15 protein-coding genes are annotated in these 12,466 nt (G+C 39.1%); 13 read left to right on the top strand and 2 right to left on the bottom strand.

Annotation, left to right across the window (positions count from 1 at the left end):
- Positions 1 to 25: 25 nt before the first annotated feature.
- Both P1K33_RS09175 and P1K33_RS09170 read right to left on the bottom strand, forming a co-directional pair.
- Entirely contained in the window at positions 26 to 370 is a 345-nt protein-coding gene (locus P1K33_RS09175) for a toxin-antitoxin system YwqK family antitoxin (protein WP_284652656.1), read from the bottom strand.
- A 175-nt stretch (positions 371 to 545) separates the two neighbouring features.
- Entirely contained in the window at positions 546 to 1,538 is a 993-nt protein-coding gene (locus P1K33_RS09170; protein WP_284652655.1) for a TlpA family protein disulfide reductase, read from the bottom strand.
- Positions 1,539 to 1,714: 176 nt separating this feature from the next.
- Here P1K33_RS09170 and aspS point away from each other — a divergent pair, with 176 nt between their 5' ends.
- The 13 genes from aspS (at position 1,715) to nuoK (ending at position 12,462) form a co-directional block, all read left to right on the top strand.
- Complete coding sequence (gene aspS, locus P1K33_RS09165; RefSeq protein ID WP_284652654.1) at positions 1,715 to 3,469, top strand: aspartate--tRNA ligase; 1,755 nt, start codon at positions 1,715 to 1,717, stop codon at positions 3,467 to 3,469.
- A gap of 218 nt (positions 3,470 to 3,687) precedes the next feature.
- On the top strand, positions 3,688 to 3,888 hold the full coding sequence (locus P1K33_RS09160; protein WP_284652653.1) for a cold-shock protein: 201 nt from the start codon (positions 3,688 to 3,690) through the stop codon (positions 3,886 to 3,888).
- Positions 3,889 to 4,094: 206 nt separating this feature from the next.
- Positions 4,095 to 4,460, top strand: a complete 366-nt coding sequence (locus tag P1K33_RS09155) for an NADH-quinone oxidoreductase subunit A (RefSeq protein ID WP_284652652.1) — start codon at positions 4,095 to 4,097, stop codon at positions 4,458 to 4,460.
- A gap of 82 nt (positions 4,461 to 4,542) precedes the next feature.
- Positions 4,543 to 5,088 carry an NADH-quinone oxidoreductase subunit B gene (locus P1K33_RS09150; protein WP_284652651.1) on the top strand — a complete coding sequence of 182 codons (546 nt, stop codon included), beginning with the start codon at positions 4,543 to 4,545 and terminating at the stop codon, positions 5,086 to 5,088.
- 1 nt (position 5,089) lies between these two features.
- Complete coding sequence (locus tag P1K33_RS09145; protein WP_284652650.1) at positions 5,090 to 5,614, top strand: NADH-quinone oxidoreductase subunit C; 525 nt, start codon at positions 5,090 to 5,092, stop codon at positions 5,612 to 5,614.
- 17 nt (positions 5,615 to 5,631) lie between these two features.
- Entirely contained in the window at positions 5,632 to 6,867 is a 1,236-nt protein-coding gene (locus P1K33_RS09140) for an NADH-quinone oxidoreductase subunit D (protein WP_284652649.1), read from the top strand.
- An 82-nt stretch (positions 6,868 to 6,949) separates the two neighbouring features.
- Positions 6,950 to 7,480 (top strand): complex I 24 kDa subunit family protein, encoded by a 531-nt coding sequence (locus P1K33_RS09135; RefSeq protein ID WP_162126699.1) that lies wholly within the window; start codon positions 6,950 to 6,952, stop codon positions 7,478 to 7,480.
- A gap of 4 nt (positions 7,481 to 7,484) precedes the next feature.
- On the top strand, positions 7,485 to 8,852 hold the full coding sequence (gene nuoF, locus P1K33_RS09130; protein WP_284652648.1) for an NADH-quinone oxidoreductase subunit NuoF: 1,368 nt from the start codon (positions 7,485 to 7,487) through the stop codon (positions 8,850 to 8,852).
- A 137-nt stretch (positions 8,853 to 8,989) separates the two neighbouring features.
- Positions 8,990 to 10,039, top strand: coding sequence for an NADH-quinone oxidoreductase subunit G (locus P1K33_RS09125; protein WP_284652647.1), 1,050 nt, complete (start codon positions 8,990 to 8,992; stop codon positions 10,037 to 10,039).
- The gene (gene nuoH, locus P1K33_RS09120; RefSeq protein ID WP_284652646.1) at positions 10,032 to 11,063 is read left to right on the top strand and encodes an NADH-quinone oxidoreductase subunit NuoH; all 1,032 of its coding nucleotides are present in this window, start codon (positions 10,032 to 10,034) and stop codon (positions 11,061 to 11,063) included. Before P1K33_RS09125 ends, nuoH begins: the two co-directional genes overlap by 8 nt.
- A gap of 12 nt (positions 11,064 to 11,075) precedes the next feature.
- Entirely contained in the window at positions 11,076 to 11,627 is a 552-nt protein-coding gene (locus P1K33_RS09115; protein WP_284652645.1) for a NuoI/complex I 23 kDa subunit family protein, read from the top strand.
- Complete coding sequence (locus P1K33_RS09110) at positions 11,627 to 12,142, top strand: NADH-quinone oxidoreductase subunit J family protein (RefSeq protein ID WP_284652644.1); 516 nt, start codon at positions 11,627 to 11,629, stop codon at positions 12,140 to 12,142. Before P1K33_RS09115 ends, P1K33_RS09110 begins: the two co-directional genes overlap by 1 nt.
- Entirely contained in the window at positions 12,142 to 12,462 is a 321-nt protein-coding gene (gene nuoK, locus P1K33_RS09105) for an NADH-quinone oxidoreductase subunit NuoK (protein WP_131474937.1), read from the top strand. Before P1K33_RS09110 ends, nuoK begins: the two co-directional genes overlap by 1 nt.
- Positions 12,463 to 12,466 lie beyond the last annotated feature (4 nt).

The following is a 12,466-nucleotide window of genomic DNA, read 5'->3' as shown; positions in this document are numbered from 1 at the left end:
ACTTTTTTATATATGCAATTAATTTTTATTTGTTAACGATTGCTTCTTGTTTCCAAGTTTTGATTGAAGCCACACGGCTGTCAGAATAATCAACCTCACTTAGTGATTTGTTGTTCCAGAAAAACCATTTTCCGGTTTTCTCTCCATTTGCATATTCCCCGATTGATTTTTTATCACCGTTTTCATCATACGCTATCCATTGCCCGGTAAGTTTTCCGTCTTTGAAATAACCTTGCTGTTGAACTTTACCATTTTCATAGTAATAGGTTGCTTTTACTAAATCTCCTTCTTGCTCTAAAAACGGCTTAGCAGTTTGAGCAAAAGCGAATCCTGAGATTAAAAATGCTCCTAAAATGAATATCTTTTTCATAGTCGTAGGTTTTAAGTTGTTCATAATTACATAACAAAGCTACAATTTAATTTACATTAAAAAAACTTTTACTTAACAATTTGATAACATTGGATGAAAACTTAACATTGGAAATTATTTTTAGAAACAAAAAACCACGCAAATTGCGTGGCTTATGCATTGATTTTATTGACTTTTAGTTCAATAGTTTATTCAACTGTTCCTGAAGTCTTGGGTCTGAAGGTCTTTTTGCATCAGCGTCAACAACCACACCGTTTGGATCAATTAATATGAATCTTGGGATTGAATTCACTTCAAACGCTTTGACAAATTCAGTTTGGTTCGCTTTGGCCGCATACAACTGCGTTCCTGTCAATTGTTTTTCGGTTACAAATGTTTTCCATTTCTCATAATCCTTTTCAGCATCAATAGAAACACTCACAAATTCAATGTTTTTCCCATGAAATGTTTCTTCCATTTTCTTTAACGAAGGAATCTCGGCACGACATGGGCCACACCAGGTTGCCCAAAGATCAACATAAACGTATTTGCCTTTTAAACTGGCCAAAGTGGTATTGCCGCCTTTATGGTTTTCAAAATCAAAATTAGGTGCCGCAACATTGTTCATTTTTTTCTTGGCGGCTGACATGGTGTAGAATTGTTGCAATTGCATAACATTCATATCCGTTTGCTTTTTCAAAGATGAAGCAAGATTTGGATCAATTTTGGAAGCATCTACAGAGGCATTCTGACTTGCTTTCAAGTCTTCTGAAGCTTTTTTGAAACCATCTGCGTCCAATTCAAGCATTTCCTGGAAATTAATTTTTCCTTCTTCTAAAGTCCTTTTAGCTAAAAAATTGTTTTCAACTGAACCTTTTCCGGTAAACGCAATCGACTCGTCAAACTTTGAGGCATCGAGTTTCATCTTTAAATCATAACCGTTTTTCAGATACAAATTAGCATATTCCGTACCATCAAAAAGTTGGTACAATCCTTCTTTAATAGGAAAAGTGGCTTTGAAATTTCCTTTGGCATCCGCCTCAATTTTCTGAATCGTTTCCCTACCGCTATTGATAAAAAGCGTATTGCCGTTCTTGTTTGCAATTTCTGCCTGGAAAGTCATGTTTTCCTGAGCAAATCCAAGCGATGAAATCAATACAGTAAAAATAAAGCTAACTATTTTCTTCATAAGTGCGTGTGTTTAGTTTTTTAAGATATCAAATATACTTGTTTTGTCAATTCGAAAATTAAAGATTAACTTAAATTTGATTTGATACTTCGGCCTTTTAATTGATATAAGTTTTTTACTTTTGCCACTCGAAGACCGTTAGGTCGAATTGTTACGAAGTAAAAAATTTTATTCTAATGTACAGAAGTCATAATTGTGGCCAATTAAATGCCACACATATTAATGCAACAGTAACGCTGGCCGGTTGGGTTCAAAAATCACGTGATAAAGGTTTTATGATTTGGGTTGATTTGCGCGACCGCTATGGCATTACGCAATTAATCTTTGACGAACAAAGAACAGACAAAGCCGTTTTTGAAAAAGCCAAATCGCTTGGAAGAGAATTTGTGATTCAGGTAAAAGGAACCGTGATTGAGCGCGAATCCAAAAACCCTAATATGGCTACCGGTGATATTGAAATCCTGGTTTCTGAATTAACTGTTCTGAACACTGCAATGCTTCCACCTTTTACCATTGAAGATGACACCGATGGTGGTGAAGAAACGAGAATGAAATACCGTTATCTGGATATCCGCAGAAATCCGGTGAAAAACGCCTTGCTTTTCCGTCACAAAGTAGCGATGGAAGTGCGTAAATATTTATCTGATTTGGATTTCTGTGAAGTGGAAACACCATACCTGATCAAATCAACTCCGGAAGGTGCCCGTGATTTCGTGGTGCCAAGCCGAATGAATGAAGGACAATTTTATGCTTTGCCACAATCACCGCAAACCTTCAAACAATTGTTGATGGTGGGCGGCATGGACAAATATTTCCAAATTGTGAAATGTTTCCGTGACGAGGATTTGCGTGCCGACAGACAACCGGAATTTACACAAATCGATTGCGAAATGGCCTTTGTAGAACAAGAAGATATTTTGAATGTCTTCGAAGGTTTGACCAGACATTTATTAAAAGAAATTAAAGGCATAGATGTAGCGGAATTCCCGAGAATAACCTACGATTATGCGATGAAAACATACGGTAACGACAAGCCGGATATTCGTTTCGATATGAAATTCGGAGAATTGAATGCTGTGGCTCAAAACAAAGATTTCGGTGTATTCAATTCGGCCGAATTGGTGGTCGGGATTGCAGCTCCGGGTTGTGCCTCTTACACCCGTAAAGAAATTGATGCACTGATTGACTGGGTAAAACGCCCACAGATTGGTGCTTCAGGAATGGTTTATGTAAAATGTGAAGAAGACGAAACATTCAAATCTTCGGTAGATAAATTCTACAATCAGGAAGATTTGAAAAAATGGGCAGAAGCCACCAATGCCAAAACAGGCGATATGATTTTTGTCCTTTCCGGACCGGCCGATAAAACCCGCACGCAGCTATCAGCGCTTCGTATGGAGTTGGCAACCCGTTTGGGATTGCGCAATCCGGAAGTATTTGCCCCGCTATGGGTTGTTGATTTTCCTTTATTGGAATGGGACGAACAAAGTGGTCGTTATCATGCGATGCACCATCCGTTTACGTCACCAAAACCGGAAGATATGAAACTGATTGAAACCGAACCCAGAAAAGTTCGCGCCAATGCTTATGATATGGTATTGAACGGAAATGAAATCGGCGGTGGTTCTATCAGAATCCACGATAAAGAATTACAAAGCAGAATGTTCTGCCTCTTAGGATTTACGCCTGAACAGGCTCAGGATCAATTTGGCTTCCTGATGAATGCATTCCAATTTGGCGCACCGCCACACGGTGGTCTGGCTTTTGGATTGGACAGATTAGTAGCTATTTTAGGCGGACAGGAAACCATTCGTGACTTTATTGCATTCCCAAAAAACAATTCGGGTCGTGACGTCATGATTGATGCGCCATCGGCAATTGATGAAGCCCAATTAAAAGAATTGTACATTAAATTAGATTTACAGCAATAAATATCAAATTCGCATTTTCAGAGAGCGCCATTATTTAAAAGTTTATAAATGATGGCGATTTTTGTTGCCATTTTTCGGATAATTCAAATACTCTGTTGAAAATCATTCAATTATAATTTGAAAATATTGAAAAAAATTTAACTTTTTATTTGATTTTTGTTGTCTATGTCGCAAATAAGTATATCTTTGGGCATTATTAATTATTTTTATATTACAAAATGCGCACAGGTAAAGTTAAATTCTTCAATGAATCAAAAGGTTACGGTTTTATTACTGACGATGAGACAGGAAAAGACATTTTCGTACATGCTACCGGAGTTAGAACAGAAGGTCTAAGCGAAGGAGATAAAGTATCTTACGAAGAAGAAGAAGGTAGAAAAGGTAAAGTAGCGGCTCAAGTAGTAGCTATCGAAGACTAATATATATTATTTTTTGATTACCTAGAATGACTCAACGTCCCGAAAATTTTCGGGACGTTTTTTTATGTTGTAACTTTGTTATTTAAACTGATTTTAAATAGGCTGTTTTGCAACAATAAATGCCAAAGGAACAGCCCTGATTTTTGCGAATTAAATATTGCGATGTATATTTGTGGCTATTTTAATTACTTCTAATTTTGAGCATTATGCAGTCTAATCAATTAGATTATTTACCAATCCTGATGCAAGCTGGTTTAGCAGTAGGATTTGTGGTCTTAACCATTATCGGCTCTAGCTTTTTAGGTCCGAAAAGACATTCAAAAAGCAAAGACAAAAACTTCGAATGTGGTATTGAATCCGTTGGAAATGCCAGAATTCCTTTTTCAGTAAAATATTTCCTGGTCGCCATCCTTTTTGTACTGTTTGATGTGGAGGTGATTTTCCTTTATCCTTGGGCAATCAATTTCAAAGCTTTGGGAATTGAAGGGATGATTAAGATGGTTATTTTTATGATGTTGCTTTTAGTAGGCTTCTTCTATATTATCAAGAAGAAAGCTTTAGAGTGGGAATAAAGAAATTATTTTAAATTATAAATGTTGAATTTTAAATTAGTTTTTCATTTAAAATTTATAATTCAAAATTCAGAATAGAACAATGAGTACTACAAAACCAAATATGGTCGCTCCACCAGAAGGAGTAGTGGGTGAAGGTTTCTTCGCTACCAAATTAAACGATGTTGTCGGTTTGGCTCGTGCCAATTCGCTTTGGCCTTTACCATTCGCGACTTCTTGTTGCGGAATTGAGTTTATGGCGACTATGGCATCTCACTATGACTTAGCGCGTTTTGGTTCGGAAAGGGTAAGTTTCTCTCCGCGTCAGGCCGATATGTTGATGGTAATGGGAACCATTTCTAAAAAAATGGCGCCGATTTTACGTCAGGTTTACGAACAAATGTCAGAACCACGTTGGGTAATTGCCGTTGGAGCCTGTGCTTCATCTGGTGGTGTTTTCGACACTTACTCTGTTTTGCAGGGCATTGACAAGGTAATTCCGGTTGACGTTTACGTGCCCGGTTGTCCGCCTAGACCGGAACAAATCGTTCAGGGCGTAATGCAATTACAGGAATTGGTGAAAAATGAATCTGTCCGCAGAAGAAATTCACCTGAATATAAAGAATTATTAGCTTCTTATAACCTATAATATGGCTTTAGAAACGGCTTATATACAAGAAAAATTGTCTCAGGCATTCGGCAACAATGTGCTGAATTTTGAAATGAAAAGAGATATTTTCACTTTAGAGGCAACTCCAGCTACGGTTCACGAAGTGATTCGTTTTCTGAAAGAACAAGAAGATTTAAACTTCCATTTCTTAACGGATTTAACCGGAATCCATTTCCCGGACAATGACGCCGAACACCAATTTGCAGTGGTTTACCAAATGCACAACTGGATTGAAAACGTCAGAATCCGTGTGAAAACCTATTTACCGGATCCGGCAGAAGTGGAAACCGTTTCTGATTTGTTTTTATGTGCCAATTGGATGGAAAGAGAAGCCTGGGATTTCTTCGGCATCAATTTCAAAGGACATCCGCAGTTGAAAAGAATTTTGAACATGGATGAAATGGTTTCTCATCCGATGCGAAAAGAATTCCCATTGGAAGACAGCGGAAGAACAGATAAAGACGACCGTTTCTTCGGAAGAACACCGGTCAACACAGTTAAATAAATAATTCAACATTATAAATGTCAGATTTATTATTATCACCAGAGCATCGATATGCTAAAGTCATAGAAAAGAAACGCAACGAAGACGGAAGCGAACTTTCTATATTGAACTTGGGACCAACACACCCGGCGACTCACGGAATTTTCCAAAACATCTTATTGATGGATGGTGAAAGAATCCTAGATGCCGAGCCAACTGTAGGTTACATTCACCGTGCGTTTGAAAAAATTGCCGAAAACCGTCCGTTTTACCAAATCAACGTATTGACTGACCGCATGAACTACTGTTCTTCGCCTATCAATAATATGGGTTGGTGGATGTCGGTAGAAAAATTATTAAGTATTGATGTTCCCAAAAGAGCCCAATATTTAAGAGTTATCGTAATGGAATTGGCCAGAATTACAGACCACTTAATCTGTAATTCGATTTTAGGGGTTGACACCGGAGCTTATACCGGTTTCTTGTATGTGTTCCAATTTAGAGAAAAAGTATACGAGATTTACGAAGAAATTTGTGGTGCCCGTTTGACCACCAATATGGGAAGAATCGGCGGTTTCGAAAGAGATTGGTCACCAAAAGCCTTTGAATTGCTAAACACTTTCCTTGAAGAATTTCCGGTAGCCTGGAAAGAATTTGAAAACCTTTTTGAAAGAAACAGAATCTTTATAGACCGTACCGTTAATGTTGGTCCGCTTACCCCTGAACAAGCCATGGGTTACGGATTTACCGGTCCAAATTTACGCGCAGCCGGAATCGATTATGACGTTCGCAAAGCTGCACCGTATTCTTCTTATGAAGATTTTGAATTTGATGTTCCGGTTGGAAAATCAGGAGATACTTATGACAGATTCTGTGTGCGTAACGCAGAAGTTTGGGAAAGTTTGAGCATTATCAGACAAGCTTTGGCGAAATTACCGGAAGGCCCAATCCACGCTGACGTTCCCGATTATTATTTACCTCCAAAAGAAGACGTTTATACCAATATGGAAAGCTTAATCTATCACTTCAAAATTGTGATGGGTGAAGTTCCGGTTCCTGTTGACGAAATCTATCATGCGGTTGAAGGCGGAAACGGAGAATTAGGTTTCTATCTAACGACTGACGGAAGCAGAACACCATACCGATTAAAATTCAGAAGACCTTGTTTCATTTTTTATCAAGCCTATCCGGAAATGATAAAAGGAGCCATGTTGTCTGATGCTATCGTAATATTATCAAGTTTAAATGTAATTGCAGGCGAATTAGACGCCTAAAGGAAATTATAAATGATGAATTTTAAATTCTAAATTATTCCAAACATTTAAAATTTATAATTCAAAATTTAAAATAATACAAATGGAAAGATCACATATCAAACAAGAGATAAACATTACTGAACCGTTGATGGCTCGCATCAATGAGTTAATCAGTCATTATCCTGCCGATAAAAAGAAATCAGCACTATTACCTGTTTTACACGAAGTTCAGGATGCTCACGACAACTGGTTGAGTATCGAATTGCAAAACAAAGTTGCTGAAATCTTAGAAATATTGCCAATCGAAGTATATGAAGTAGTTACTTTTTATACTATGTTCAACCAAAGACCCATCGGAAAATACATGTTCGAATTCTGTCAAACTGCCGCCTGTTGTCAAAACGGCGTAGAAGATTTGATGGATTATACCTGTTCCAAATTGGGCGTAGGTATCGGCGAACCAACCGCAGACGGGATGTTTGAAGTGCGCGGTGTAGAATGTTTAGGCGCTTGTGGTTATGCACCAATGATGCAGTTAGGTGATTTCTACCAAGAACATTTGACCAAAGAAAAAGTAGATCAGTTAATCGCTGATTGCAAAGACGGAAAAATCACTTTACACGATAAATAATATCATGGGAAGAAAAATATTATTAGACAAAATCAACGTTCCGGGTATCAAAACCTATGAAGTGTATCGTCGTGAAGGTGGTTATGCTTCGGTGGAAAAAGCCCTGAAAAAAATGACTCCGGATGAAGTAGTCGAAGAAGTAAAAACTTCAGGATTACGTGGTCGTGGTGGCGCAGGCTTCCCTGCCGGAATGAAATGGAGTTTTATCGACAAAAAATCGGGTAATCCAAGACACTTGGTGTGTAACGCCGATGAGTCGGAACCGGGAACTTTCAAAGACCGTTACTTAATGGAATACATTCCGCATCTTTTGATTGAAGGAATGATTACGTCGAGTTATGCTTTGGGTGCCAACCTATCCTACATCTACATCCGTGGAGAATACATGTGGGTGTACAAAATTTTAGAAAAAGCCATCGCCGAAGCGAAAGCTGCCGGGTGGTTGGGTAAAAATATATTAGGCTCAGGCTACGATTTGGAATTGTATGTCCAAATTGGTGGCGGTGCTTACATCTGTGGTGAAGAAACTGCCTTAATCGAAAGCTTGGAAGGAAAACGTGGTAATCCTCGTTTGAAACCACCATTTCCTGCTGTGAAAGGTCTTTGGCAAAATCCAACCGTAGTCAATAACGTAGAAACGATAGCGGCTGTGCCATGGATTGTCAACAATTCAGGGGCTGATTATGCCGGAATTGGGATTGGTCGTTCGACTGGAACCAAATTAATTTCGGCTTCCGGAAATATTAAAAATCAAGGCGTTTACGAAATTGAATTGGGCGTTTCTGTTTACGAATTCATGAATTCTGATGAGTATTGTGGCGGAATGCAAACGGACAGACCTTTAAAGGCTCTAGTTCCCGGAGGTTCTTCGGTGCCAATTCTTCCTGCCAATTTAATCTACAAAACCGCTGCAGGTGAAGACCGTTTGATGACTTACGAAAGTTTGGCTGATGGTGGCTTTGCAACGGGTTCGATGTTAGGTTCTGGAGGATTTATCGTTTATGATGATAGAGCTTGTATCGTTCGCAATACCTGGAATTTCTCCCGTTTCTATCACCATGAATCTTGCGGTCAATGTACACCTTGTCGTGAAGGAACGGGTTGGTTGGAAAAAGTATTGTGGAGAATCGAAAACGGACAAGGACGCGAAGAAGACATTGAATTGTTATGGAGCATCCAATCCAAAATTGAAGGAAATACGATTTGTCCTTTAGGTGATGCGGCTTCATGGCCGGTTGCTGCGGCAATTCGTCACTTCAGAGACGAGTTTGAATACCATATTCGTTTCCCTGAAAAAATTAAAAATAGAGATCACTTTGTGGCTGAACCTTTTGAAAAGGTAAAGCACTTAATCACAAAGCAAGAAGTTTAAAATAAATTAGAGCGAATGGCTCGGGCGTTTTTGCCATCCATTTTCCCGCTTTCCACGCTGCATGGCAGCCAGTTGCAATCGGGGCTAAAGAATAAACATTAGTATTAAAATACTCCATAGGAGTTAAATATTGGTAAATGAAAGTAACCATAGACGGTCAAGAAATTGAAGTAGCACCAGGAACAACTATCCTGCAGGCTGCTCGTATGATTGGTGGAGAATCTGTTCCGCCAGCCATGTGTTATTATTCGAAACTAGAAGGAACCGGCGGAAAATGTCGTTGTTGTTTGGTGGATGTAACCAAAGGAAGTGAAGCCGATCCAAGACCAATGCCAAAATTGGTAGCGTCTTGTGTAACCGGTTGTCAGGACGGAATGGAAGTCGCCAGCAAAGGTTCAGACCGTGTTTTTGAAGCCCGCAAAGCCGTAACAGAATTCCTTTTGATCAATCACCCATTGGATTGTCCGGTTTGTGACCAGGCAGGCGAATGTGATTTGCAAAATTTAAGTTTCGAACACGGAAAATTACAACAACGTTTTATTGAAGAGAAAAGAACTTTCGAACCGGAAGATATCGGGGACAAAATTCAATTGCACATGAACCGTTGCATTGTTTGCCAACGTTGTGTGGAAGTAGCCGATCAATTGACCGACAAAAGAGTTCATGGCGTGTTGAATCGTGGCGATCACTCGCAAATTTCAACTTGCATTTCAACCGCAATCGATAACGAATTCTCAGGAAACATGATTGATGTTTGTCCGGTTGGCGCTTTGACCGATAAGACTTTCCGATTCAAATCGAGAGTTTGGTTTAACAAACCTTTCAATGCCCACAGGGATTGTGATAAATGTTGTGGGAAAACGACCGTTTGGATGTTTGGTAACGAAATTCAAAGAGTTACTGCCCGTAAAGATGAATACCACGAAGTGGAAGAGTTCATCTGTAACACTTGTCGTTTTGACAAAAAAGACGTTGCCGACTGGGTAATCGAAGGACCTCGTAAATTCGAAAAAGATTCGGTAATCAACCAAAATAAATATTTCGGAAAAACAGATACTGTAGTGATCGAAACCGAAAAAGGAATCCTTCAGGGAAGAGATATCGACCGCAAAAAAATCAGTATGGCTGACATTGATTACAACGAAAAAATAGATGGTAACCCAGTAAACTCTAAGAAAAATGGATAGTGCCTTTATTATAGAAAAAAGTGTTTTAATCGTTGTGGTTTTTGCCATAACCATGGTCATGGCGATGTATTCCACTTGGGCCGAACGTAAAGTTGCGGCTTATTTGCAAGACAGAGTTGGACCAAACCGCGCCGGTTGGGGTGGATTATTACAACCGCTTGCCGATGGTATGAAATTATTCGCCAAAGAAGAATTCGAACCGGATACCAAAAATAAATTCCTTTTCTTTTTAGGACCAGCCATTGCCATGAGTGCGGCCTTGATGACGAGCGCCGTAATTCCATGGGGTGATAAACTGGAAATCTTCGGAAGAACAGTTCAACTACAAGCTACCGATACGGATAGTGCATTATTGTACATTTTTGCCGTAGTTTCTATCGGTGTTTACGGCATCATGATTGGTGGCTGGGCTTCGAACAACAAGTTCTCTTTGATGGGTGCTGTTCGTGCGGCTTCGCAAATGGTTTCTTATGAAGTAGCGATGGGATTATCGATGATTGCCTTATTGATGATGACCGGAACTTTGAGCTTAAAGGAAATTTCAGCACAACAATACGGCTTTCACTGGAATGTATTCTACCAACCGTTATCCTTCTTAATCTTCCTGATTTGTGCTTTCGCCGAAACCAACAGAACACCATTTGACTTGGCAGAATGTGAATCGGAATTGATTGGTGGTTATCACACCGAATATTCTTCGATGAAAATGGGATTCTACCTGTTTGCGGAATACGCTAATATGTTTATCTCTTCAACGATTATTGCCGTTTTATTCTTTGGTGGTTACAACTATCCTGGAATGGGCTGGGCAGTAGAACATTGGGGCGTCAACATTGCGAACGTCATTGGAATCGCCGCTTTATTTGCCAAATTGTGCTTCTTCATCTTCTTCTTTATGTGGGTGCGTTGGACCATCCCGCGTTTCAGATACGATCAATTGATGAACTTAGGCTGGAAGATTTTAATTCCGCTTTCAATCTTGAATATAATAATAACCGGAATTTGCATTTTAGCTTTTAAATAAGATACAGCAATCATGTCAACAGCAATTCAAAGTATATCGCTTTCGGGTAAAAAGAAACAAGTTTCCAATAAGGAAATGACGTTCCTCGAGCGACTCTATTTGGTAGCCATCATCAAAGGCCTACTGATTACCATCAAACACTTTTTCAGAAAAAAAGCTACGATTCATTATCCGGAGCAAACCCGTGAATTCAGCCCTGTTTACCGTGGTCAACACATGTTGAAACGCGACGAACAAGGTCGTGAAAACTGTACGGCTTGTGGATTGTGTGCCTTAGCCTGTCCGGCGGAAGCCATCACGATGAAAGCGGCCGAACGCAAAAAAGGCGAAGAACATCTGTACAGAGAAGAAAAATATGCCGAAATCTATGAAATCAACATGTTGCGTTGTATTTTCTGTGGTTTGTGTGAAGAAGCCTGTCCAAAAGATGCTATTTACCTAACCATTTCTAAGGAATTGGTTCCTGCGAATTACGATCGTGAAGATTTCATCTTCGGAAAAGATAAACTGGTTATGCCTTTGGAAATGGCCATGAAAAACGCTCAACTTAAAAACGCTAACTAATGTCGCCAATATTAATTACATTCTACTTTTTAGCAGCCATTACTTTGGCCACGGCGTTTTTGACGATTTACAGTAAAAACCCAATTCACAGCGCGATTTATTTGGTGCTTTGCTTTTTCTCGATTGCCGGTCATTACTTGCTTTTCAACGCACAGTTCCTGGCCATTGTACATATTATAGTGTATTCGGGTGCAATCATGGTACTCTTCCTGTTTACGATTATGTTGATGAATTTAAATAAGGAAAATGAAGTCCATAAACCAAGAATTACCAGACTTGGGGCTATTGTCGTTTTCATTTTAATGAGTATTGTTTTGGTGACTATTTTCATCAACTCCAAAACCATCATGGGTGATTACGATACATCAGGTGAAGATTTCCAATCAATCAGAAAACTGGGAACGATATTGCTAAACGAATATATGGTGCCATTCGAATTTGCCTCTATCCTATTGTTAGTGGCGATGATTGGTGTGGTTTTATTGTCTAAAAAAGAAAAAACGGAGAAGAAATAATGAACAATATTTTAAATGAAATAGGAATAGAAAACTACATTTTCCTTTCGGTACTGCTTTTTTGTATCGGTGTTTTCGGAGTGTTGTACCGCAGAAATGCCATCATTGTTTTTATGTCAATTGAAATCATGCTGAATGCGGTGAACTTATTGTTTGTAGCTTTTTCTACGTATCATCAGGATGCCGAAGGACAAGTATTCGTGTTTTTCTCGATGGCAGTTGCCGCAGCGGAAGTTGCCGTAGGATTGGCCATATTGGTTTCTGTCTTCAGGAACTTAGGCTCAATCGATATTGATAATTTAAAGAATTTAAAAGGATAATCTG

The organism is Flavobacterium terrisoli (assembly GCF_030167905.1).
GTDB classification, from domain to species: Bacteria; Bacteroidota; Bacteroidia; order Flavobacteriales; family Flavobacteriaceae; genus Flavobacterium; species Flavobacterium terrisoli.
The sequence above is the reverse complement of the archived record's forward strand: the minus strand, read 5'-3'. Positions and strand labels throughout refer to the sequence as shown.